This window comes from Cohnella boryungensis, from assembly GCF_042651945.1.
Lineage (GTDB): Bacteria > Bacillota > Bacilli > Paenibacillales > Paenibacillaceae > Cohnella > Cohnella boryungensis.
Genome location: NZ_JBHSED010000071.1, coordinates 68286 through 91469 on the forward strand (window position 1 = coordinate 68286; position 23184 = coordinate 91469).

Consider the following 23184-nt stretch of genomic DNA (forward strand, 5'->3'; position numbering starts at 1 on the left):
AATGGAAGACAAGGATTAACAGCGCCTTCCCTGACAGAAGCTGCAGGGGACGATGCAACTTTTTTTACCGACACAAACCATTGGGGCGAAGGAGGTACGACACTCCTTCGCAAAAAGAACCGTTTCAAGCCATAGGCGGCTTGAAACGGTTCTTCTCTTATGTGGCGCTCTGCAGCTTGGCCAGCCTCTGCTCGTCCGTAATCCTAGGGCAAGTAAGACAATGCCTGTCCTTCCCAGGCAAACAGTAGAGCAGGCAGCATTCCGACCGAATCGCCAGCCTTCCATCGGGCTTGCCCGGCACGGCTGCCATCCGGAACCGTCCAGTCAGAGGATTGCCTGACATTCCGGGGAATCTGTCCGCTCCTCCCGGGCTTAGAAGCTCGGCATAATCCTGCTGGATGAATTGGCTTTCGCCCTTTCCCAGCCCTGGCTCCGATAGCCACGCCGTCGTCCAGTAATAGAGCGAGTAGGATAATGTCGCCCACAGCTTCCGTTCGGCGTTCCGGCAAGTCCGGGCGATGCTGGTCAGCGCAAAACAAACCTGCTCGGCAAATAGACGGTCGAGGTATCCAGCCGAAACAGCCGACTTCGTCGAATCCGGTCCGCTCTCCGTCAAGAGTGCAAGCTCGCCGTCAACCCGAAAGGACAGCTCGCCCTCTCGCCAGGCCAAGGTCACCCGTTCAGGCGACAGGTCCATGGCCTGCCGTCTTCGCATATAGCCGTGCATTGCGCCCGCAACCAACAACCCGTAACGCTTCATGAACAACGACCCGGTCACCTGCGCGGCAGGCGACTTCAGCTCCGCTCCTATTTTGCTTAGAAACGCCAGAAGCTTCTCTGAATCGGCCATATCCGTCTGAGGAAGCTCCTCCGCTCCCTTAGGTATTTCTCCTCTAATGATGCGGTAAGGCGCCATCCATGTCTCTTCGGCCGCTTTGCTCATTCCGATTGTCCCCCTATTTGGCATAAGCCTGCTTGGGAGAGATATGCCTTCCTCGGCCATGAGGAATGCACACAGGAGTGCCGAACAGCGGATCCGTACCGATCTCGCACTCCATTCCGAATACTTCCCGGATCATGCGCTTGGTGACGATCTTCTCCGGAGCCCCCTGCGAATGAATGCCTTTGTCTTGGACTGCAATGATATGATGCGCGTATCGGCAGGATAAGTTCAGATCGTGCAGCACCATAACAATCGTACGCCCATGCCGCTCATTAAGCTCGAACAGCAGGTTCAAAATCTCCACCTGATGCGCCATATCCAAATACGTCGTCGGTTCGTCCAGCAGCAGGATATCTGTATTCTGCGCTAAAATCATAGCGATCCACGCCCGCTGCCGCTGTCCGCCGGAGAGAGAATCAACAGGACGCTCGGCCAGCCCCTCCAGACTGGCAGCCTGAAGCGCAAATCCGACTTGCCGTTCGTCTTCCTCGGTCCATTGCTGCAAGAAGCCTTGATAAGGATTGCGTCCCAGCCGCACGAGCTGAAGTACAGTGAGGCCTTCCGGCAATGCGGGCCCTTGCGGCAGCACGGCCATCCGCCGGGCGGCTTCCTTGGATGAAAGCCGGGCGATATTATGCCCGTTCAGCAAGATCGTCCCTCGCTCCGGCTTGAGCAGTCTCGCGAATGAACGGAGCAGCGTCGACTTGCCGCTGCCGTTGCTCCCGATCAAGACGCTGATTCGACCTTGCGGAATTCGTAAATCCAGTTGATCGATTACAGTCGTGTTTCCGTAACTCAACGTAAGGGCTTCCGCCGATATTGCGTCCATTCGATCATCATCTCCTTATGCCGAACCGCTTGAGCCTGTCTTCTCAAGCCCGTTTCTTTTTTTGCTTCGCCAGCAGATAGAGGAAGCAGGGGGCTCCGATAATCGCCGTGAACACACCTGCGGGCACATCTCTCGGAGCAAACAGCGTGCGCCCCGCCAAGTCGGCGGCCACGAGCAGAATAGCCCCTACGAGCGCCGCTGCCGGCAGGAGCACGCCATGCGCCCCTCCTACCAGTCTCCTGGCGATATGCGGCGACATTAAGCCGACGAAGGCTACCGATGAGCCCGCAAGCGCCGCTGCCGTGCCGACGAGAACGAGCCGTTGAAGCTGAATGCGCCCCCCCAGCAGGGTCGGCAGCTCGCTGCCCAGCGGCTGGAGGTTCAGCTTTCCCGCCAGGATGAACAGCAGCGGAATTATAAGCAGCAGCCAAGGGCAATAGGAGTTAACCGTTTGCCAGGTGGCTCCATAGACCGTTCCTGTAATCCAGACTTTAGCTTGGCTGGCGACAATAATCGGGCTGAAGATCATAAACAAGGTTTTGAGCGCTTCAAGCAAGGCGCTGACGCCGAGACCGACCAGAATCATTCGAATAGGGGAAATCCCTTTCTTCCACGATGCGAAATAAATGAATGCCGATACGACCGCAGCGCCCGCAAAGGCGAACAAGGGCATCCATTTCACGCTTGTCGTAACCTGGAACAACGCCAGGTACAGCACAGAGCTCATCGCGGCCCCGCTCGTAACCCCGATAATATCGGGAGAGGCGAGCGGATTGCGCACGACAGCCTGAAGGATCGCGCCCGCGAGCGCCAGAGCCATTCCCGCCATCACCGCCAGCAATAGCCTGGGCATGCGAGAAATTCCAAACGACATTCGACTCCATTGCCGCATTCTGGCCGCCGAGCAATATCCGTACGGTTTGAGACGGGGGGATGCTTAACGTTCCGACCCCAATGCTGATGACGGCAAGCGCAAGCAACACCATGCTCAGACCAAGCAAGATCCAGATCGCCCGCTTATCCAGCAGCAGCGATACCCTCAGACGTCTTAGACGAAGAGTGGCATATCGACTCACGATCTCCCCCACTCCTTCCTAGCTAGCCATATGAAGAACGGCGCTCCGATCATCGCTGTCATGACGCCTACGGGAAGGTCCTTGGGAAATGCGATGAAACGAGCGGCGATATCGGCTCCGGTGAGCAGAATGGCTCCCAGCACCGCGCAGCAGGGGAGAACGAAGCGATAGTCGACGCCTACAAGCCTTCTGGCGACGTGAGGAACAACCAGTCCGACGAAGCCGATCGGACCGGCCATCGCTACCGAGCCGCCTGCCATCAGAACCACAGCGGCCAGGGCGATCAGCTTTACGCGAAGCGTGTTCTGCCCCAAGCCCTGCGCCGTATCCTCCCCTACCGCGATTAAATTCAGGGAACGGCCTAATCCGCTTGACAGAGCGAAGCCGGCAATCAGAAATGGCACAATCGGCCCGATGTGCTCCAGCCTTCTTCCTTCCACCGAGCCCGCTAACCAGAAAAGCAAGCTTTCCAGCGTCTTCTCGTCCGCAATCAGAAGAGATGCCGTGAACGAGCCGCACAAGGCAGCGATCGTCGCCCCCGCCAAGGTCAGCTTAAGCGGCGTCAGTCCCTCCAGTCCCGCCGAGCCGATCGCATACACCGCAACAGCGGCCGCAGCTGCGCCGAGCAATGCGAACCAGCCCAGCATGAATGAGGAAGCCGCAGGCATCCAGGACACGACGGCCACAACGAAGAGTCCCGCTCCGGAGTTTACGCCGAGCACGCCCGGAGAAGCCATCGGATTGCGCGTCAGGGCCTGCATAATCGCTCCCGCCAGTCCGAGCGCCGAGCCGACCAGCGCAGCCGTGATCGCCCTAGGCAGGCGAACCTCCCGAATGATGATATGCTCGCTGCTTGAGCCGTCATAATGGCGGTAAGCTTCAACAAAACTCTCCCAGTTCGTGTTTGCGTAGCCGTATACGTTGCTGACCAAAAATAACAAAAACAAAACTCCCGCCCCGAACAGAATCCCTCCAGTTCTCCGGGCGTTGCTTCGCAATAGCATAAGACCGAAACCTTTCTTCCGCTGAGATGTGAGTCAAGCCCGTAACCCAAGGGCGAATCCCCCCGGATACGGGCCACAAGCGGCAAACGCTATTGGAGCAAATATTTCTCCAGATCGTCCAGCATCAGATTGGCGGCAATGATTCCGCCCGAAGAGTTCCAGACCCCGTCATTGACCTTGATGGCCTTACCCTGTTTTACGGCGTTCAGATTTTTCCACAGGGAGTCCTCCAGCCAAGCCTTCTCGGTTGCGGAGGTTTGTCCCTTGGCATCCTCAAGCGTGAAGTAGAAGAGGTAATCTCCATCCGCTTCGGGAATTCTTTCTTTGCCGATAATATCAGCGAACTCTTCTTTATTCTGGCTGTCCGGACGTTGCAAGCCTACCTGCTTCAAGATGCCTCCAGGGAAAGTATCGTGATAATAAAGACGAACCTTATCCTCCAGATAGAAGCGGACCAGCGAGATCTTGGCGTTCGCCTTGTCCCCCAGCTTGGCCTTCAGGTCGGAGACGTGCTTCTCGAACTCGGCCAGCTTCTGAGTCCCTTCCGCTTCCCGGTTAAGAGCTTGCGCATACAGCTTGAAATTTTTGGACATGTCCGAATTCGTCCGCTCCGAGAAAACCGTCGGCGCGATGCTGGATAGCTGATCGTAGATTTTCTCCTGGCGAAGCTTGTTGCCGATAATCAAATCGGGCTTAAGGGCGGATATCGCTTCGAGGTTAGGCTGATTCTCGTCGCCGACGATTTCCGTGCCTTCGAGTTGATCCTTAAGGTGATCGTACTTGTCGTTTACGCCCCACGCCTTGACCATGCCGACCGGCTTGATTCCAAGAGCCAACGTCGCTTCCACTGCGTCGTTCACAAGCACGACGACTCTCTGGGGATTGGCAGGCACCTTTGTTTTGCCCATAAAATGTTCAATCTCTATCGTTGCTTCGGCTCCGGATGGAGCCGAAGCGGTTGCCGGAGCCGAAGCGCTTGCCGAGGGCTTCGCACTGGAGGAGGCCGACGGCTCGGCGGTTTTATTGGAACCGCAAGCGGTTAACAGGGCAAGCGTAACAAGCAGCATAGCAAGCAGAACGGCAGACAGGCGATGGCGAATCATGAAGTTTCTCTCCCTTTTTATGTTGAGAATGATTTTTGTTATCAGTTAAAATGATAATCATCGCCCTTAAGTCCGTCCATGTCCTGAACTATCCGATTTCTTGTATCGATCAACCCGTACATGCCGGAAATCACGGAAGGAAGTGTCGTCATGCGCAATTCAACCCCTCGCTCGAAACCTTCGGGAAGAGCGCTCTATTTGTTATCCTCCGTGGAGAAATTCCGCGAAGCCGGCCGGTGGACGCTCGCAGCTCGATCGACAGCCAACTGCTTGCTCTGTTATGTGGTGAGAGGCTCAGGCTCGATAGCGCTGGATGGAAGCCTCTGCTCCTTCGGCCCCGCTTGTATGATCGTCATACCTCCCGGTCTATCCGCGGAGGCCGAGGCGCTTGATCCGGAGATCGAGTATTACTCGGTGGAGACGGAAGTCGTCGTGCTCGCGCCGGGAGCATCCGGCTGGCAAGTCTTGCCCGAGGGCGGACCGCCTCAACCCTTCGGACTGCCTTGCGGCATGACCCGACTGCGCGAACCCGGACAAGCGCTGGACGACATCCTCCGCTTATATGACGGCTGGCAGCGGGGACTGGAGCCTCCTCCCGCTCTGGACCTTCATCTGCAAGCGCTGCTGGCCAGAATCATCGCGGACGCGGCAAAGCCTGACGTCGAGGCACAAGCTCGGCGGGATAGACGGACGACCGCCGGGAGCGTTGAGCTGAGCATTGCTTACATGCATGAGCATTTCCACGAAAGAATCGACCGGGAAACGCTGGCCGAGCTGGAAAACCTGACGCCCAACGCCTTCTGCAGAAGCTTTAAGCGGGCTACCTCTCTGTCGCCCACCGATTACCTGAACCGGCTGCGAATAGAGAAGGCCAAGCAGCGGCTCTCTCCGCGCAGCTCGGTGAAGGAGATCGCGGCGGCATGCGGCTTCGGCAGCGAATATTACTTCAGCCGAATGTTCAAGAAGCAGGTCGGCCTTGCCCCGACACTCTATATTAAACGGGAAAGACTGAAAGTCGCCGTAGCGACCTTCATCGGGTTGGAGAGCCACCTGGGGTCGTTGGGCGTCGAACCTATCGCCTTGTTCGATTGCTATAAGGGGCCTTCCATGAACGAGACGGAGCATCGCCGACAGCTTGACGCCCGAATGAACGAGCTCCGGCTTGCCAAGCCGGACCTCATCCTGGTCGACTATTACCATCGGAGCTACACCGAGCTGTTGAAGACCGTCGCTCCGACTGTTTCCATAGGCCTTCACCTGGACTGGAAGGTGACTTTAACGAGGATCGCCGAGCTTGTCGGCCGCGAGGCCGAGGCTGAGCAGCTCATCCGCGTGCTGGAGGACAAAACGTCGGTTGCCCGCTCCCGGTTAAGCGCGACGCTTCCCCGAACAAGCGTGACGTTCATGCAGATTACCGGCGACCGGGTGAGGATTCAAGGCGCGGTGCATCATCCTCTCAACGAGCTCCTCTATTCGGAGCTCCGGCTGACTCCCGGAAGCGCCGTTCCGCGCAACCGGATGAGAGTGGAGCTCGCGCCGGAGAGCTTCGAAGGGCTGCAATCCGATTATTTATTCATCAACAAATTCGATCATTCCGCAGAAGTCGAGCATAGCTTCGCGCAGCTTCGCAGCACATCGGAATGGCACGCCATTCCCGCGGTTCGGAACTCCCGCGCTCCCTTCGTGAACAATTGGTTGATCGACAGCTTCACTCCGCCGGGGAGAACCCGAATTATCGACCAGCTCGTCAATCTGCTGGACAGTAGGCCTAATGCCCTAAGCTGACGGCTTTATGGTATATTGATATCATGAACACAATGACCTTAAGCGCTCTAGCTGAGCCGCATCGCTTGCACATTGTAGAATTACTCAGAGACGGTCCGCGCCCCGTCGGAGAGATCGCCGACAGACTGCACCTTCAGCAGCCCCAAGCCTCCAAGCATCTCCGCGTGCTTAGCGAAGCCGGCCTCGTTGAAGTCCAGCCGATTGCCAATCGGCGTATTTATCGGCTGCGCCCCCAGCCGCTTCAAGAGCTGAACGACTGGCTGGAGACGTTCCGCGGAGTCTGGGAGGCCCGATTCGATCGTCTGGACGACTATCTGCACGAGCTGCAGCAATCGAACGAGATTGTCGAATAGCGGAACCTCGCGCTCGCGCAAGTAAAAACGGCTCGCCGTCCTTAGGCCGGCGGCAGCCGTTTTGTACTGCGCTATCAGATGAGTATACAGGGGTCAGATTCTTATCCTTTCTGATCGTTCAAACAAAGCCGACTCGCAGGGCGGGTCGGCTTCTGATTATTTGCCGTTCGTATAGGTCACGGCAGGCAGTCCCGTCTTCACGCATATTCCCCATCCGAAAGCCTCGCAGTTGGTCAATTCGGCGCGAATCGTATTGATGCCGGAGCGCCAGCGCACGGACGCGCTTCCGAAGTCGCTCACGATACGCCCGTCGCTTGCCGGAGGACGCCACCTCCAGTCTCCTTCATGAACTTCCTCCCCGTTGATCCATAGCCGAATGCAATCGCTGTATCCATAGCTTAGAATCGTCTCCGTCTCTTCCGGAAGCTCGAACGCGCTTTCGACTTGGACCGTTACGCCGTGCTGCGCCGCATACAGGCGATTCAGGTTCAGCGTCCCGTTCTCCTCCACCGTCGCCTTCATCCACCCCTCATACGCTTCCAGCTGTTCATCCTGAAGGTAAGGGGACGATACGCGCCATTCCACAACATAGCCCTCCTCGGCCAGCCGCTGCAGGTCTGTCGCTCTCCTCTCCAACGGTGCGGGAGGAAGCTCCGTGACACTCAAGCGGGACGCATAGGCGGGCAGGAAGCTCCACAAGCCAATTCGGCCTCTCTCGCCTCCATGCTGGAGGTTGGACAGAACAAGCTGCGGCTCCGGGTCGTCATTGAGATATACGATCGCCCCTTCCGGATGCACCTCTACGGCGAGCTTGAACCAAGCTCCCGTCATATCCGGCAACGGCTTCTGATATAGCGGGCCGTTATAGATCTGCCATGTCATCGATCCGTTCCATATCGGATCATATTGAATTTCTATCGGCCCAAGATAGACCAGCTCATAATTTCGTTCGTCCTGCGCGTTAAAGGCGATGCCGGCGAATCCGACCGGTCCGGGTATGGCTACCTCGATCTCGATGCGACAGCTCGTATACGGAACCTCCTCCAACAGCCATATGGTCGCTCCCGGCTTCTCCAAATATAGCGCCTTCCTTCCCAGATATTCTCCGGGAACGGCCCCCGATTCGCCAAGATCGAAGCCCGCTGCATCTTCGATTAAATCCCTTTCAAGCCTGAACATCTCTTCATCCCTCCATAATCGTCATAGAAAAATTAATATTTATTAGCCGTAATAGTCATTACCCCGTTTCGTCAATCTCCGCCCTGCCCAGCTTGTCCAGCAATAAAAAACAGAAGCGCCGCCTGCCCTGCTTGCTTTCGTAGGACACGCGCTTCCGCACGTTTACTGTTTCTTATACGAGTACTCCCGTTCCACCCGGCAAATCTTGACCTCGTAATTTTCGTACCATTGCCGCTTGCCCTGCTCCTGAGCCGCCCGATGCGCTGCATGGCTTTTCCATTGAGAGATCGCCTCCATGCTCTCCCAATAGGAGATCGTAATCCCGGCTCCCGCCGCATCACGAACGCTTTCAATACCGATGAAGCCGGGCTGTCGGGCAGCAGTTTCCTCCATTTCATCCGCCATGCGGCCATATCCGTTATCTCCTTCCGTGCGCTGGCTGGAAAAAATAACGGCGTAATAGGGGCCCTCCTTGCCTTGACCTGTTGCTGCCATAGCCAATCTCCTCTCCTTTGAATACAGATTTGGCTCTACCGATCTGCTTCCGCTCAACCTCGCTTACCAGCCCTAAAAGGCCGCTTACGGTTTCCTTACTCCAGCGACGACGCGCAAGCTACTGTCCCAACTCTGCCTGCACGTCGTCCAAAGCATCATTCGCCTCCGGCAGCGAGCTCGCATTTGTATCCCACAGCTCCGCCAGCGCCGCATAGGCACTCTCGAACCGTACGCCTTTCCGCCCGACCAGACGGAGCCGATCCGCCCCGGCCGAAGACAGCCCCAGTAGCTTCGTCATGCGCTCCAGCATTTGCAACGCCTGTCCTTGGGTAATTTCCCGTTCAGGCTCGAACTTCAAGCTGGAGAGACCTTGCAGCTCATAGATCCAATGAGCATCCACCTGCCGATAAGTACCGGACTTCACGCTTGCATCCCGAATCCCGTCCACGATTCCCAGCTTGTACAGATGGAAGACCCGGAAATCCTCGATATCGTTCAGCGGATAATTGGTCGTCTCCTTCATGACATTCTGCTTGCCGTTAAAGGAAATACTCCCGGTCGTTTTCCACTTGGTGTATTTCCCCTTCTCTTTCGCAAGCTCCTCCAGCGTCATGCCCGTTCTTCGCTCCATGAAGGCCGCGATCAGCTGGGCGAAGTCATGCTTCGACATGCTCGATTGATAAAGCCCCCTGAAATCGGTCGCGTATCCCGCCCATTCGAATGTGCCTCCCGAAGGAATCAGCCCCTTGTCGAAAGCGGCGCTCGCAATCTGCGCCAGGTCATCTGACGGCCGTTCGGGAACCGCTCTCTTCCACGGCTGGCCGCCTGCGGGAATCGCCTTCGTTCTCTGCTGCAGCAATTGGGTCAGATAGGCAATCTTGCGGGCATATCCGCTCTTGGGTGCATCCAGCAAGCGAATTCGAACATTGTCCGGTCTGTAGATCAAGTCCTCCACGATGGTCGCGAAATCCTCCGAGTAGCTGGCCGAGCCGTACTCCCGGGCGAACACGAGCTCGTGGTCGCCTTTAATCGATGCCCAATTTTTGTTGTAGACGTAGCTGCCGTTGAACCCGACCCACGTCTTCTGAATGGCGCTCGCGTCCGGGCCTCTCCGCAAGTATTCATGAATCAGATGCCCCATCTCATGAGATACGACCCAATCCTCCAGCACGCCTCCGGCAGCGCGGTAGGTGAGCGTCGCTTTCCCGTTCTCTACGCCGAAACTGCCGTGCAGGGCCGGGTTGTCCCGCTCTGTAAAAGCTCTGACGTAGATCGCGGAAGCCACCTTCTTGGCGCGAAGGCCGTCCGTCGCTTCCTTGATCAGTCCTGCGGGAAAACGGTCCAGCTGCTCGCGAAGCGTATCCAGCAAACGGCCCTGTATCGTCTGATCGTTGGCCAGCGCTTGCTCGAACGAAATGCGCACCCCGTATTGGGTCTCAAGCGCAGCCTTTTTCGCTTGATTATCGCTCCGCGATGCAGCCGAAGCCGGCGATACGCCGAACATCGCGGCCCCGATTAGCAATACCAGCGCAATCCCTGCGGACACTGCTCTCTTCATCGTAATCATCGGCACTCCCTTGACCTCTCTTTCATGCTATCGCTCTTGTCAGCGGAACCGAATATAAAGCCATTTCGATGCTCGTCCGCCCATGTTCACAGATCCATGCTGTCTTGCCCAACATACCATAATCCTGCGCAAAATAGTATAATTACCCGAGGAAGGGAGGTCGTTGTAAAACGATGAAAACATTGATATTGGCGGAGAAACCATCCGTTGCCCGCGAAATCGCGCGCGTGATGGGGAGCCATGCTAAAAATAAAAGCTACATTGAAGGACCTAAATATATCGTAACCTGGGCGCTCGGCCATCTCGTAGGCCTGGCGGAGCCGGAGGACTACGACGGGAAGCTGGGAACATGGGCGCTGGAGGATCTGCCGATCCTGCCCGATCGGATGAGGCTGAAGGTGCTTCGAGAGAGCAGCCACCAATTCAAAGCGGTGCAGCAGCTCATGCGCAGACCCGATGTCGGGGAGCTTGTCGTCGCAACGGATGCGGCGCGGGAGGGAGAACTGCTCGCCCGATGGATTATCGACATGGTCAAATGGCAAAAGCCGTTCCAGCGGCTGTGGATCTCCTCCCAAACCGACAAAGCGATCAAGGAAGGCTTCGCCTCCCTGAAGCCGGGCAGCCAGTACGAGCGGCTGTACCAGTCTGCCCGTTGCCGCGCCGAGGCCGATTGGATGATCGGGCTGAACGTTACCCGTGCTTTGACGTGCAAGTTCGGCTCGCCGCTGTCGGCCGGGCGCGTGCAGACTCCGACTCTCGGCATGATCATGCAGCGGGAGAAGGAGATTTTATCCTTCCGCTCGGAGGAGTACAGCCAGCTTCGCGCGAGCTTCGGGCAATTCGAGGCGCTGTGGCGGGGGGAGAACGGGGATTCCCGAATCTTCGACGCGACGAAGGCCCAAGCGTTGCAGGAGAAGCTGTCCGGCCGCGCCGGACGCATCGTCAAGCTGAAGAAAAGCGAGAAGACCGTGCCCCACCCGCTCGCTTACGACCTGACGGAGCTGCAGCGGGACGCGAACCGGCTGCTCGGCTTCTCTGCGAAAATGACATCCAATGTGCTGCAGCGGCTTTACGAGCAGCACAAGCTGGTCACCTATCCGAGGACGGATTCGCGCTATCTCACCTCGGACATGGCGGACACCTTGAAGGAACGTCTGTCCAGCATAGCCATCGGGCCTTACGCGCCGTTGGCGCGACCGCTTCTCCGGGGGACGCTTCCCATAAGCAGAAGAGTCGTGGACGACAGCAAGGTGACGGACCACCATGCGATCATTCCTACGGAGCAGGCGGTGATGCTGAACGCGCTCAGCACGGAGGAACGCAAGCTGTACGATCTGATCGTGCGACGGTTTATCAGCCTGTTCTACGGTCCGGCCCGCTTCGACCAGGTTGCCGTAACGGTGGAGATAGCCGGAGAGACTCTGTCGGCCAAAGGCACGACCATAAAGGACAACGGCTGGCGCGTCGTTTACGACGGCCAGGCGCTGGAGGAGGACGAGGAAGGCGAGGAGGCGGAGGACGCATCGGCCAGACTGCCCGAGCTTCGGGAGGGAGAATCGCTTGAGGTGAAGCAATGCCGGATTCAGACCGGAAGAACGTCGCCTCCTAAGCGCTATAACGAAGCCGCCCTGCTAACGCAGATGGAGAAGCATGGTCTGGGCACGCCCGCTACGCGCGCGGATATCATCGAGAAGCTGGTCAGCTCCGACACGATCGAGCGTCAGGGCAGCCTGCTGCATCCGACCGGCAAAGGCAAGCAGCTTATCGAGCTTGCTCCCGCCGATCTCCGCACGCCGGAGCTCACGGCCCGCTGGGAGGCCGAGCTGGAACGAATTGCACGGGGACAAGGCAAGCCCGATCCGTTTCTTAAAGGCATACGGGATATGGCTCGCGAGCTGGTAAGCGGCGTCAAAAGCAGCGAGGCCTCGTACGTTCCGCACAACGTCTCATCCAGCCATTGCCCCGACTGCGGCACGCGCATGCTGGAGAAGAAGACGAAACGCGGGCTGCTCCTCGTCTGTCCGAACGACGATTGCGGCTATCGCCGCTCAGACCAGCAGCAGCTGTCCAACCGCCGCTGTCCGCAATGCCACAAAAAAATGCTGCTCAAGGAAGGCAAAGCGGGCAAATACGTGCAATGCTTGCCCTGCGGTCTGACGGAGACGCTGAACAAGGACAGCACGCATATGAACAAGCGCGAGCAGCAGCGTCTTGTCAGCCAATACGCCAAGGAGCAAGAATCTCTGGGCTCCAATCTGGGAGAGCTTCTTAAAGCGGCGATGGAAAAGAAGGACAAATAATCTTCCCCAAGCGAGAAAGCGATGGTATGGGCGGAAACGAGCCTTCAGCGGCCCGGCTGCGTTCTCCGTCCGCCCCTGCGAATGAATAATTCGGCAAGAGCAAGCAGCAAGACTATCGTGCCGTAGATCGCGATCGTGTATCCTGTCGCATAGGTCAAGCCTAAGCCGGAAGTCAAGGCGGCGGTAAGCAGATGTATGGAGACATTGGTGAAGCAGAAGGCGTAGCTGCGAATGATCCACTTACGATGACGGTCTGCGCGTTTCTTGCGGATCTGCACGATCGCCGCGATCGTCATGCCGGGCCAGAGCAGATTCATGAGATTAAACGCCATACTGGCCGCTTTTCCCCCTGTCGCGTACGGGGCCATATAGCCGGAGGTTAGAACGACCGCGAGCACAGCAACCAAATAAACGTAACCGTTGACCCTATGGAGCTTGACCCTGTTCGTCTGAATGCGCACAGAGAAGTTCACTGCCCCGGACAACAGAGCCAGGCAGGCAAAGCCTACATGGACGTACATGACATTTAACCAAACCGGGACATTAACGGTGCGCTCCAAGCCTGTCTTGTGCTCCAAGAAACCCGTCGCTTCGGGTTCATACACGAAATTATAATAGAGGGCATAGACGCTTAGGCCGACTGCAGCGGCAAGCAGCAGCCCATATAACCGCTTACTGGCAAACATGATTGTTGTTCCTCTCTCTCGTCAATTGTTTCTTGCCGCCCGAAGACGACAGGAACGGGAAGGAAGTGCGTAAACCGATGCGCAAGGGCGAAAAAACGAAGCTTCATATCATCATGAAATCAGCAGAGCTCTTCAATCAGAAGGGATATGCCGCAACGTCGATGCAAGATATTATGGACGCCACCGGACTAACCAAGGGCGGTCTCTACCGCAACTTCCCCGGCAAGGAAGATATCGCGTTGGAAGCGTTCAAGTATGCGGGAGTGGTCCTCTGGGAGCATTTCTCGCGGGCGATAGAGGGCTGTCGGACTGCGACCGAGAAAATTACCGCCATGTGCGAGGTTTACAGCGACACCGTGCACAATCCTCCGATGCAAGGCGGCTGCCCATTCCTGAATACGGCGATTGAGAGCGATCATTCCTTCCCCGTGCTGCGCGAGCCGGCGGTGGCCGCTTACGAGCAAATGTCCGGGTTTATCCAGAGCATCATCGAAGAGGGCAAAGCCGCGGGAGAGTTCGTGTCCAATATGGACTCCTTATCCGCCGCCACCTTCATCTTCTCGTCTATCGAGGGAGGCATTATGGCTAGCAGGCTGACCCGCGACAATAAGCACGTGCGCAATTCAAAGACACAGATCCAGAGGTGGCTGTCTACCTTCGCCCCTGTGTAAAACAAATGCAATCTTCGGGTTATCTCCTCCTCCCAATGGACCGAACCGTCCGGTCTTTTTTATCGTAATCGACTCCCTCCTCCCTGTAAACCTGGTTTGTGTGACAAATTTGCGGAACCTGCCAAAACATAATGGCCGCCCCGACAACTCGGGGCGACTCATGGCATGGAGCAGAAGGCTCCTCCATAAAGCCGCGATCCGTCACGGCGCACGGCGACTTTACGGCAACAAAAAAGACAGCCTCGCATGTGAGACTGTCCATCGGCTAAAGGTTGCGCGCTGCCTGCGGAATTATAATCCCTTGCCGCCAAGGGCACGCAGCTTCACCGGCGTTACCGCCGCGATCAGCGGACGGCAGCGGCTGATGATGGCCAATACGTTCTCATCCTTCAAGGATGCGGCATGCGCCTCGGCGCTTTCCCAGATTTCCGAAATCCATAACACGTCCGGCTCGTCCGCCGACTCGCTCAGAATATACTGCAAGCAGCCCTCCATCGCCTCCAACGATTCCGAAGATTCCAGCATAAGCCGCGCCAGCTCGTCCCGTTGTCCGGGATGCGCCGTCAGTTTGCCCAGCATAACGAATTTACTCAACGCTTTCCTTCCCCCTTGAATTCATTTCGTCGAACATCGCTTGATAATGCTCCGACACCTTCGCGCTAACCTCTGCCATCCTTCGAACGAGAAGCTCCGAATGGATCTTCAAAGCCGCGCCGTAGGGAAGCAAGAAGTAAGGCACATACGTATGCAGCGTAGAGCGCTCCAGCTGGAAGACAGCCTCTCCGGGACCGCGTTCCGTGAGCGCATGGCCGAATAGCCAGTGACGGCACAGCTCGTTTAACGCCCGATCGTGTCCTTCAATCCGCACGTTTTCCAGCAAGGGAGCATCGGCTGCGGCGGGCAGCAGCCGCCCCAGCAGAAAGTCCTTCGCGGAAAATGCCGCCGGCCGCTCGAAGCGGCCTTCCGTCGCGTTTAACCGCCGGATGCGATCGACGCGGAAGCTTCTCAGCTCTCCCCGATAGGCGCAATGCCCGACGGCATACCAATTCCCTTTCCAATACACGATTCCGTAGGGATCGAACAATCGGGGCGGCGAAGCCTCTCCCCTGCCTCGATCATATTCCATCTCAACCGTATGCCCTTCGCCGGACGCTTCCTCCAGCATTTGCAGCAAGGCCTGGTGTTTGCCCTCTAAGGGCGGGTAGATGACGGACACTCCGCCGCTATGGCGCTCCAGCCGATCCAATTGCCGCTCATTCGAGTATCGCCTCAGCTTGTCTACCGCGCGGGCGAGCGCTTGCGAATAAGGATACCCCGCTTCCGTCGCGAATACGGCGGCATGAACCAGCCCCTTCTTCTCCTCATCGTCGAAAGCCAGCGGAGAGCTTGCGAAATCGGGAAGGATCCGGTAACCGCCGTTCGGACCGGAATCCGCGATGATGGGAACCCCGCTGGCGCATAACGAATCGATACAGCGGTACACGGTTCTCACGTGAACCTCCAGCTCCTCCGCCAGCTGTCCGGCGGTCACCCGCTTTCCGGACTGAAGTCTCCACAGAATCGCCAGCATGTTATCCGCTTTGGTCACTCGCCACCCCTTCTTTCCCCGCAGACTCTCCCTCTTCCTGCTCGGTCAGCTCAACTCAACGGCTCCCGGCCTTGTTCTACCCAGGTGTCGTATGTCGGGCCGTACACCTCGGGTATCCGCAGCCCCGCCTGTCTCATCAGGACGGTCATCTGGCCTCGGTGATGGGCCTGATGCATGAGTGTAAATCTAAGCGAAGCGCCGTTCTCCCAGACTTCCCCTCCGACCATCTGCTTATCCTGAAGGCGATCGGCGGTCCACTGCGTCTTCACCGCCTCAAGCATAGCCGAGCTGATACGACGATACTCTCCGGCGATCCGTTCGGCGGAATCCGGCCTTGCCGCAGCTTCCGGGAGGCCTTGAAAATCCAAGCCCATAGCGGTCATGTAATGAATCGAAGCGACCAGATGCCAGGCTACGTCGCCAAGCGTCCGTCGACCGGAGATGATGGCTTGACCCAACGAGTCGTCCGTTAAGACCATAAGCACCCGATTCGTAAGCTCCGCCTCTTGCTCCCATTCCACCGCAAAATCCTCAATTGATTTGAACATGTCCATTCCCCCTGGATCGTGAATATACTCAGATGCAGTATACCCGTTCATCCCTGACAGAAACGGTCAGTTACTTTTAATTTCATGGCGCCAAAACCGGCTTCCCGGTCATTCTTCCGAATCGGCGATACGTCCCGAGCCGAACCTTAGAACGGACTTCGCGCGCGCGCGTTCCGCTTCGAGCTCGCGGTTTTTCATCGGAGCATGGGTGACCAGCGAATCCAGCAGCTTCTGCGCGGCATCGGTCACTTCCTGGACGGCAAGCTGGAAGGCGGCCTCGTTCGCTTTGGAAGGCTGGTTAAAGCCGGACAGCTTCCTCACGAATTGAATGGCCGCAGCCTGCACCTCGTACGGCGTAGCCGGAGGATCGAAATTAAACAGCGTTTTAATATTCCTGCACATGCGTGCCCGCCTCCTCAATTGCTGCCCAATGCTCGGACAGCTTGTCCAGTCGTTCTGCGATACGGTCTTCGATGTCTTCCCCCAGCGGCAGAGCTTCCGCGGCATATTGCGAGAGCTCGTCATGATGGCCGATCATGACCGAATACTTGGCGTTCATGAATAGCGTGATGTCATTCGCATCGTTCCCGAATGCCACATAGCCGCCTTTCTTCACGGCAAGCCCTGCGAGCGCCCCCCACTTGTCAACGTTCGGAGGGCTGACGTCCAGCACGTTCTCTTTCCCGTGACGATGCACGACAACGCCAAGCTCCGCCGCTTTCTTCGCAAGCCCCTCCATGTCGTTGGACGTTAGAATCAATACTTTCACAATCGCCTTGTGCGCTTCCAGCCCGATTCTCTTCGCCAGCCGGGAAGGATCGACATTCGCCAGAATGGGGTGGTCGGCTGCGCCGGTATAGGTGTAATCCCACTCTCCGTCTATCAAGAAAGTCGCCTCATGCTCCTTCAGCAGCCGTTGCAGCGCTTCCCTCTGCTCCGGCGAGAACGGAACGGCGTGCTCCAGCTCTCCTCGCCGAGCAACCAACGATCCGTTCCCTCCGATCAGCGTATGCCGATGAAACCGCCGATCGAGCACCGGAAGCATGTCCCGGATCGGTCTGGCCGAGGCGAAGAAAACCGTATGCCCCTTGGCCTCAAGGCGTTCGAGCGCCTCCAGCAGCTTTGCCGTCACCGGCTTCCCTTTAAAACAGATCGTGCCGTCCAAATCGAATACGAAATTCATCCCCGCGCCCCAATCCCGCTTGTCGTCTGCAGCGTTAGCTAACCACATTATTCACGAGAAATCGGCTCTGCGCAAGGTAAGCATGCGACAGAGCCGACGGCGGCAAGAAGCGATTTTATTTATCCAGGGCTGCCAATACGGCGTTGACGCCGTACGTATTGCCGATCGGACCATAGCCGAGAGCAAGCTCTCCGTTAATGGCATAGAGCTGATCCTTCTGAACGGACTTAAGCTTGCTCCATACGGCGCTGTCGTCCCACTCGTCCGTTAAGGCCGGAATGGACTTGTCGCTGTAATTGAAATAGCCCAGGAACAGATGATCCGGATCGAGCTTGCTCAAGCCTTCCAGCGTGATCTCGGCGCCGTTACTCGCCTCTTCGCCTTCCGGAGCCTTTAAGCCGAGCCCCTCGTAATAAGGCTTCAAATAATCGGTTCCTTGCAGCCATACCGCCTTCTCCCTGACCTGCACGAAGGCTACCGACCCTTCCACTTGGGTCAGCTTTTCCTTGGCAGTGCTCAGAAGCTCGCGATATTCGGCAATATACTTCTCCGCAGCGTCCTCTTGTCCAAGTATTTCACCGAACGCGGTGACGACCGACGGCCAATCTCCCCAGATGTTTGCCTTCTCCTCATCGAGGATAACGGTTGTGGCGATTTTCTCCAGCTCGGCGGTTATCTCCGTGTTGGTCGCGTTGCCGGCAATAATCAAATCGGGGGCATAAGCCAGCAAAGCCTCCAGGTTCACGCTTGTGTTCTCGCCTACAATGGTCAACTCGTCCAGCCGATCGATGTAGGGCTTGTAGCTTTCCGTGCTTAGAACGGATTGCTTCTCGGTGAAGGGCAGCACGACTGCCAGCGAATCCAGGTCAAAAAGAAGCATAGAATCCGTATAGCCCCAGTGGACGACTGCCACCTTCTTCGGCGCCTCCTGAATCGTAATGCTTCCGTTAGCGGCGCTGATCGTTCTAGGGAAAGGACTGGCTGGCGATGGTTCATGGCTTGGACTTGACGCAATCGTCGGCTCAGGACTGGCGCTTGAAGATGTCGAAGGCTCGCCATTCTTGCCGGAGCAGGCGCTGAGCATCAGCGCAAGACTTAATACCAGGGCAACTATCGTCAGTGGTCGAATACGAACATTCATGGGGGGCATCCTCTCTGTTTTCCGGTATATGATAACGATTCTCAATATCAATTAGAACCTTATCATCCTATCCGCGCAAAGAAAATAGAGGAATTCCCGAATCTATACTGGACGATTTCGCTTCCGATACAGGCCGACCTGACCGGGCGGCACGCCCATGCGTTTCTTGAAGAGCCTGCTGAAATAATAGGCGTCCGCATATCCCACGCTTTTGGCGACGATGGATACGGAGAATTGGCCCGTTGCCAGCATTTCGTTCGCCAGATTCATCCGATGCTGAATCAAATAATCGATCGGCCCGATGCCCGCATATTTACGAAAAAGATAAGAGAAATATTTCGCCTTGATTCTGTATCTCTCCGCCAATCTCTCCAGCGTCAGCGGCTCAGCATGGTGCATCCGAATATACTGCATCGCTTCATCGATCAGCGGATAGCTTTCCTGATTTTGCCGAAGGCGCTCCGATTGAAGCAGATGGTGCAGCAGACGATAAAAAATCGCCTTCTTCTCCAGCATGCCCATGCTGCCGGGCGAGGAAGCGGCTTGCATCAATTGCTCCAGCAGCTGTCTGATTTCAGGATCAAAGGCAGAACACAGCACGGATACTTCCGTTAACCGAAATGCATCCCGCATATTAGAGAGGACGGGGAGATAATGAACCAGCCCGTACTCGAAGCCCTCCCGTCCAACGTGAATCTCCAGTTTCTTGCCGAGGCCGCCTAACAGCACCTTGCCCGGCTCAAGCCGGTAGCGCTGCTCCTCGTCGAATACAAACTCCGCTTGTCCGCTCAGCCCCATCACGATCGCGCACTTGCTCGTCGGCTGACTGACATGACCGGTATACATCCGGTCGGCATCCAGCTGCGTCCGATACGCGCCAAATACATCCAAGGGAATCTTCGCGAAGTCCTGCGCCAACTCCTCATAAGGGTACCCCACTTCATCACCTCGCGTCCGTTCCTTCGGCGGAAGTGCATAAACCTTCCCGTATCCGCTTATTGTCCCATTATAGATCAGCCTCGCGCCAACGACGAAACTAATCTCCGTTCAAATTCGGAATTGTACCTGAACTCAAAGCCATTTTGTGCGATATATCATCGCGCATGGCTCGGGAGAGTGTTATCCTTTGTCTAATCTTCCGAATATCGACTTTTCTTAAGGAGGTTTAAGCAATGACATCCCCTTCCTCTGCCCCGATGCAGCGCACCCGCCATCCCAAGTCATGGACGTTGATCGTCTTACACCTGTTCTTGTCGCTGGGCGCGATCTACGGAGGCCTGGCCCTGATTCTCGATCCTGCCGGGGGCCTGCTGGGTTTTCCTCTTTCCTATCTGGACTGGCTTCCCATCCGCAGCTTCCTGCTTCCTGGACTGTTGCTGTTCATTTTTTTCGGAATTATTCCCTTGATCGTGGCGGCCTCTCTCTATGCACATTGGAAATTCCCCTTTGCCGAGCGCTTGAATCCCTTCCGCGACAAGATCTGGTCGTGGACGTTCTCCTTATACACCGGCTTTGCCTTGATCATATGGATTGCCGTGCAGATGTATCTCATCCAGATAGCGGCTCTCGTGCATATCTTCTATATCGCCTTGGGACTTCTGCTGCAGATCGTGACGCTATGGCCGGGAACTCAAGCCCGCTATGAACGTTCCCCCGTACGTTAACCAAAACCGAATCTATAACGTCAGCCGGGAGAAATGGAACTACGGGCCTTATCTCGTGGAAGAAGGCGTGGATATGCTGATCGAGCAGATGAGCAAGCTATAGCATTGTCTAGCAAATAGCAAAAAACGCTCAGGGCGCCGTCCTGAGCGTTTTTTCGCATGGAACTCCATTCGGAGCGTGTTAATTCCAGAGAGTTACGGCTGAGCCCAATCGTCGACAATTAGCATTGTGCTGCGATCGACCTGCAGGCCATGGGCTTGCTTCCTGCCGTCGCGCAGCTCGAACAAATACCGCTCCTGGTCTGCTTCATAGCCGAGAGCGACGACTTCGGCCGCCGCCAGATCCAGCTTGCCGGCATACACAGCAAGCAGGCTCCGAACGGCCGTCTTGGCTTCCTCCGTCGATTCATCCATTCCCAGGTGAATGGCAAGGCTGTCCGCATCTTGCTGCCTTAGCGCATCCAGATATCTCTGCGCATCGCGGGCCGCGACCAAATAGAGCCCAATATACGGGGAATCGTACAACGGTCTTCGCTGCTCTTCCGGCAGATCGGCCGCCGGTCCGTCTTGCTTGCGGTATTTCACCTGCAGCGGAATGCTGCTTTCTTTCCCTTCCCGCACCCCTTGAAGGATGAAATTCTCGATATAATAGCTCTCGTCCTGCTCATTCGAATCCAGCTTCAGCTGAAGGTCCCCCAGCTTGTCGAATTGCTGACGAAGCCCAGTCAGAACCTGCTCCATCTGTTCCGACGTATATTCGTTCTCCGCAAAAGCCATCAAGCCGGCTAACTTCTCCGCGTCCTCCAGCTTCAAGGCGTTCAAGAACTTTTGGGCGTCTGCCGTCGCAATCTGCTCCAACGCCGGGCTTTCATTCGCCGAAGGCTCCGCAGACGGGCTTGCTGGCTGTGCAGCCGCAGATGCCGAAGGCACAACCGGCGCCGGCGACGAGGATGGCGACTCCTCTGAATTGCTGCATGCGGCCAGCGTCGCTGTCAGGATAGCCGAGAGCATGAAGGTACGGATCAATGCTTGTTTTTGTCCCTTTTTCTTCACTTAGTCCACTCCTATAAAGTTGCATTTACCCATTAGACAAGAAGCCCGGCCGGTCGGTTCCCTGAATTCATAAAAAACCGGAAATATTCTTGCAATGGGGATGCAACTCAGAGTGAACCTGTAAGGGCGAATCTGACGGTTCGGCTGAGCGCGGCAGGAAGCACGCTGACGTGCCCTTCGCCGGGAAACTTGACCAGCTCCGAGTGGAAACCGTGGACGGCAAGGGACTGCAGGCTGGCCTGCAGTCGTTCCGCGTCCTCTACCATGCCTTCAAGCTCGTCTTCGCCAATGGTCAGCATCAGCCGGGGAGCGCTGGAATCATGCGGCAACGGGAACGAGCAAGCGAAGCGCTCCTTCTCCCGGAATACGGCGCGATGGTTCCACCAGGCGGAAGGGCTGCCCGCCACATAATTCTGAAAAGAATTCGGCCGGCTGAACAGCGCATGCAGCACGAACAGCCCTCCCAAGGAATGGCCGAACAGCGTCTGCCGACCGACATCGATCGGGTACTCCTGCTCGATCATCGGCCTCAGCTCCTGCTCAATAAATTGCAGAAATGCATCCGCGCCTCCGTTCGGCGGCCAATCCTCGCCCCCCGGTCGTACCGGAAGATTCTCCCTAGGCGCCGGGGTTGTGAAGTCGTAGCAGCGGCGATTCATATCGAAGGGCTCCCGGGAAGGATAGCCGATCCCTACAATGACAACCGGATCGAAGCCGCGTGGCTTGCGCGTCTGCAGCCTAGCGGCTTCAGATAGCGTCCCGAATACGGCATCACCGTCGAGCGCATAGATGACGGGATACCCATTGGCGGGAGGATCAGACTTGGGGAGAGAGAGCAGAATCCGGTATTCCAGCCCATTAAGACCGGAGCATACGGTTTTCTCAAAGCACCCCTCTACCAGCAGTCTCGCAGCGGCGGCGTTGCTCATGGCGCGATCAGCCCGACCACATCATCGATGATTTTGCCGTAGGCGATCAATCCGCTGCCGGTCCAGTATTGATCGCTCACCTCGTATACCTGGCCGTTCTTCGCGGCGGGCATGCTCTTCCAGACTGCGCTCTCCGTCATTTCCTTCATGGAAGCCGTGCCTGTGCCTCCGTAATTAATCGTAAAAATATAATCGACGCCTAGCTCAGGGAGAATTTCCTCCGACAGGTCTACGCTGTTTTTCCCTTCGACGAGCTGACTTGCGGCAATGCCAAGCTCATGCGAGAGCACGAATCCTCCGAAGTAGTTGCCTCCGATCAGGAACATCCCCTTGCCGTTAAAGTTCATAAGCGCCGCTCGCTTGTCTTTCATCACAGGATCGAGCCTAGCCTTCGCTTCCTCGACCTTACGATGGTAGGCTTGCAGCGTCTGCTCCGCCTCGGCGGACCTGTCGAGCAGCTCGCCCAGCTTCGTTATGGAGCTTTCCAGATCGCCCGCCGCGTTCTTGAACACGTAGGTAGGCGCGATCTTCGAATAGTTCTCATACACCCCGTTTTCCGCGTACATAGCCGTATGCAGAATGATCAGGTCCGGCTCCAAAGCCATCACGGCTTCCGGCGAAGGCGGCAAGCCTCCGACAAAGTCGATCTTCGGAACATCCGCCAGCCGATCCTGCAAATATTCCTGGGCGCGGTCTCCATTGCCCCATTGCGCAACCGGCAGAACCCCGATGCTGAGCAGGGAATCTTCCATATAAGGGGCAAACACCCGTATCGGCTTGTCCGGCAAAGCCACCTCGTGCCCCAGCTCATCCACAATTGAACGGGGGGAATCCGGCGCCTCGGACGAGCTCCCCTGGGCGTTGGCTGAAGCCGTCGGAGCGGACGGCGAGGCTTCGGACGGACTTGGCGATGCAGCGGTCGGAGAACCCTTCTCCGTCCCGCATGCGGCTAAAACCGCAATCAGAAATATAAGCGCAAGAGCGGCAATTCCTCGCGACACTACGGCTGCAACTTGCAGATTTGGACTTCTATGCATAGCGTTCATACTCTCCCTTTTGTGATAACTATTCTCATTCAGGTCGATTA

At 56.8% G+C, this 23184-nt stretch carries 25 protein-coding genes; 6 read left to right on the top strand and 19 right to left on the bottom strand.

Going from position 1 to position 23184, the window contains the following annotated elements:
- Positions 1–157 precede the first annotated feature (157 nt).
- The 5 genes from ACFO1S_RS27030 to ACFO1S_RS27050 form a co-directional block, all read right to left on the bottom strand.
- Positions 158–943: a hypothetical protein gene (locus ACFO1S_RS27030; protein ID WP_204604546.1), complete on the bottom strand. Its 786-nt coding sequence runs from the start codon at positions 941–943 to the stop codon at positions 158–160.
- 13 nt (positions 944–956) lie between these two features.
- Positions 957–1772 (bottom strand): ABC transporter ATP-binding protein, encoded by an 816-nt coding sequence (locus tag ACFO1S_RS27035; protein WP_204604547.1) that lies wholly within the window; start codon positions 1770–1772, stop codon positions 957–959.
- Between the two features lie 43 nt (positions 1773–1815).
- Entirely contained in the window at positions 1816–2625 is an 810-nt protein-coding gene (locus tag ACFO1S_RS27040; RefSeq protein WP_378127916.1) for a FecCD family ABC transporter permease, read from the bottom strand.
- Between the two features lie 219 nt (positions 2626–2844).
- Complete coding sequence (locus ACFO1S_RS27045) at positions 2845–3852, bottom strand: FecCD family ABC transporter permease (RefSeq protein WP_204604548.1); 1008 nt, start codon at positions 3850–3852, stop codon at positions 2845–2847.
- An 89-nt stretch (positions 3853–3941) separates the two neighbouring features.
- Positions 3942–4955, bottom strand: a complete 1014-nt coding sequence (locus ACFO1S_RS27050) for an ABC transporter substrate-binding protein (RefSeq protein ID WP_204604549.1) — start codon at positions 4953–4955, stop codon at positions 3942–3944.
- Between the two features lie 150 nt (positions 4956–5105).
- On the opposite strand from ACFO1S_RS27050, the gene ACFO1S_RS27055 reads away from it, so the two are divergent.
- Positions 5106–6740, top strand: coding sequence for a helix-turn-helix domain-containing protein (locus ACFO1S_RS27055; protein ID WP_204604550.1), 1635 nt, complete (start codon positions 5106–5108; stop codon positions 6738–6740).
- A 23-nt stretch (positions 6741–6763) separates the two neighbouring features.
- Positions 6764–7093, top strand: a complete 330-nt coding sequence (locus tag ACFO1S_RS27060) for an ArsR/SmtB family transcription factor (RefSeq protein WP_204604551.1) — start codon at positions 6764–6766, stop codon at positions 7091–7093.
- Between the two features lie 156 nt (positions 7094–7249).
- On the opposite strand, the gene ACFO1S_RS27065 is transcribed toward ACFO1S_RS27060, so the two are convergent.
- From ACFO1S_RS27065 to ACFO1S_RS27075, 3 genes are all read right to left on the bottom strand, one after another.
- Positions 7250–8272 carry a LamG domain-containing protein gene (locus tag ACFO1S_RS27065; protein WP_204604552.1) on the bottom strand — a complete coding sequence of 341 codons (1023 nt, stop codon included), beginning with the start codon at positions 8270–8272 and terminating at the stop codon, positions 7250–7252.
- 162 nt (positions 8273–8434) lie between these two features.
- On the bottom strand, positions 8435–8767 hold the full coding sequence (locus ACFO1S_RS27070) for an antibiotic biosynthesis monooxygenase family protein (RefSeq protein ID WP_204604553.1): 333 nt from the start codon (positions 8765–8767) through the stop codon (positions 8435–8437).
- A 118-nt stretch (positions 8768–8885) separates the two neighbouring features.
- Positions 8886–10325 (bottom strand): hypothetical protein, encoded by a 1440-nt coding sequence (locus ACFO1S_RS27075; RefSeq protein ID WP_204604554.1) that lies wholly within the window; start codon positions 10323–10325, stop codon positions 8886–8888.
- A 182-nt stretch (positions 10326–10507) separates the two neighbouring features.
- Between ACFO1S_RS27075 and ACFO1S_RS27080 the strand changes: the two genes are divergently transcribed.
- Positions 10508–12634 (top strand): DNA topoisomerase III, encoded by a 2127-nt coding sequence (locus ACFO1S_RS27080; RefSeq protein ID WP_204604555.1) that lies wholly within the window; start codon positions 10508–10510, stop codon positions 12632–12634.
- A 44-nt stretch (positions 12635–12678) separates the two neighbouring features.
- Here the strand turns inward: ACFO1S_RS27080 and ACFO1S_RS27085 are convergent, their stop codons facing one another.
- On the bottom strand, positions 12679–13320 hold the full coding sequence (locus ACFO1S_RS27085; RefSeq protein ID WP_204604556.1) for a DUF2306 domain-containing protein: 642 nt from the start codon (positions 13318–13320) through the stop codon (positions 12679–12681).
- A 77-nt stretch (positions 13321–13397) separates the two neighbouring features.
- Here ACFO1S_RS27085 and ACFO1S_RS27090 point away from each other — a divergent pair, with 77 nt between their 5' ends.
- Positions 13398–13991 carry a TetR/AcrR family transcriptional regulator gene (locus tag ACFO1S_RS27090; protein WP_204604608.1) on the top strand — a complete coding sequence of 198 codons (594 nt, stop codon included), beginning with the start codon at positions 13398–13400 and terminating at the stop codon, positions 13989–13991.
- Positions 13992–14282: 291 nt separating this feature from the next.
- Here the strand turns inward: ACFO1S_RS27090 and ACFO1S_RS27095 are convergent, their stop codons facing one another.
- From ACFO1S_RS27095 to ACFO1S_RS27125, 7 genes are all read right to left on the bottom strand, one after another.
- Positions 14283–14585, bottom strand: a complete 303-nt coding sequence (locus ACFO1S_RS27095) for a putative quinol monooxygenase (RefSeq protein WP_204604557.1) — start codon at positions 14583–14585, stop codon at positions 14283–14285.
- The gene (locus tag ACFO1S_RS27100; RefSeq protein WP_204604558.1) at positions 14578–15579 is read right to left on the bottom strand and encodes a helix-turn-helix transcriptional regulator; all 1002 of its coding nucleotides are present in this window, start codon (positions 15577–15579) and stop codon (positions 14578–14580) included. The genes ACFO1S_RS27095 and ACFO1S_RS27100 overlap by 8 nt, the downstream gene beginning before the upstream one ends.
- A gap of 50 nt (positions 15580–15629) precedes the next feature.
- Positions 15630–16127 carry a DinB family protein gene (locus tag ACFO1S_RS27105; protein ID WP_204604559.1) on the bottom strand — a complete coding sequence of 166 codons (498 nt, stop codon included), beginning with the start codon at positions 16125–16127 and terminating at the stop codon, positions 15630–15632.
- 108 nt (positions 16128–16235) lie between these two features.
- Positions 16236–16529: a DUF2277 domain-containing protein gene (locus tag ACFO1S_RS27110; protein ID WP_204604560.1), complete on the bottom strand. Its 294-nt coding sequence runs from the start codon at positions 16527–16529 to the stop codon at positions 16236–16238.
- Entirely contained in the window at positions 16513–17310 is a 798-nt protein-coding gene (locus ACFO1S_RS27115) for an HAD-IIB family hydrolase (RefSeq protein WP_204604609.1), read from the bottom strand. The genes ACFO1S_RS27110 and ACFO1S_RS27115 overlap by 17 nt, the downstream gene beginning before the upstream one ends.
- 115 nt (positions 17311–17425) lie before the next feature.
- The gene (locus ACFO1S_RS27120) at positions 17426–18451 is read right to left on the bottom strand and encodes an ABC transporter substrate-binding protein (protein ID WP_204604561.1); all 1026 of its coding nucleotides are present in this window, start codon (positions 18449–18451) and stop codon (positions 17426–17428) included.
- Between the two features lie 102 nt (positions 18452–18553).
- On the bottom strand, positions 18554–19390 hold the full coding sequence (locus tag ACFO1S_RS27125) for a helix-turn-helix domain-containing protein (protein WP_204604562.1): 837 nt from the start codon (positions 19388–19390) through the stop codon (positions 18554–18556).
- Positions 19391–19623: 233 nt separating this feature from the next.
- Between ACFO1S_RS27125 and ACFO1S_RS27130 the strand changes: the two genes are divergently transcribed.
- Positions 19624–20115 (top strand): hypothetical protein, encoded by a 492-nt coding sequence (locus ACFO1S_RS27130; RefSeq protein WP_378127919.1) that lies wholly within the window; start codon positions 19624–19626, stop codon positions 20113–20115.
- Entirely contained in the window at positions 20093–20218 is a 126-nt protein-coding gene (locus ACFO1S_RS27135; RefSeq protein WP_378127920.1) for a hypothetical protein, read from the top strand. Before ACFO1S_RS27130 ends, ACFO1S_RS27135 begins: the two co-directional genes overlap by 23 nt.
- Positions 20219–20310: 92 nt before the next feature.
- On the opposite strand, the gene ACFO1S_RS27140 is transcribed toward ACFO1S_RS27135, so the two are convergent.
- The 3 genes from ACFO1S_RS27140 to ACFO1S_RS27150 all read right to left on the bottom strand — a co-directional run bounded on the left by ACFO1S_RS27140 (position 20311) and on the right by ACFO1S_RS27150 (position 23134).
- Complete coding sequence (locus tag ACFO1S_RS27140; protein WP_204604563.1) at positions 20311–21168, bottom strand: hypothetical protein; 858 nt, start codon at positions 21166–21168, stop codon at positions 20311–20313.
- Positions 21169–21275: 107 nt separating this feature from the next.
- Positions 21276–22097, bottom strand: a complete 822-nt coding sequence (locus ACFO1S_RS27145) for an alpha/beta hydrolase (RefSeq protein WP_204604564.1) — start codon at positions 22095–22097, stop codon at positions 21276–21278.
- Complete coding sequence (locus ACFO1S_RS27150) at positions 22094–23134, bottom strand: ABC transporter substrate-binding protein (protein ID WP_204604565.1); 1041 nt, start codon at positions 23132–23134, stop codon at positions 22094–22096. The genes ACFO1S_RS27145 and ACFO1S_RS27150 overlap by 4 nt, the downstream gene beginning before the upstream one ends.
- Positions 23135–23184: the final 50 nt, after the last annotated feature.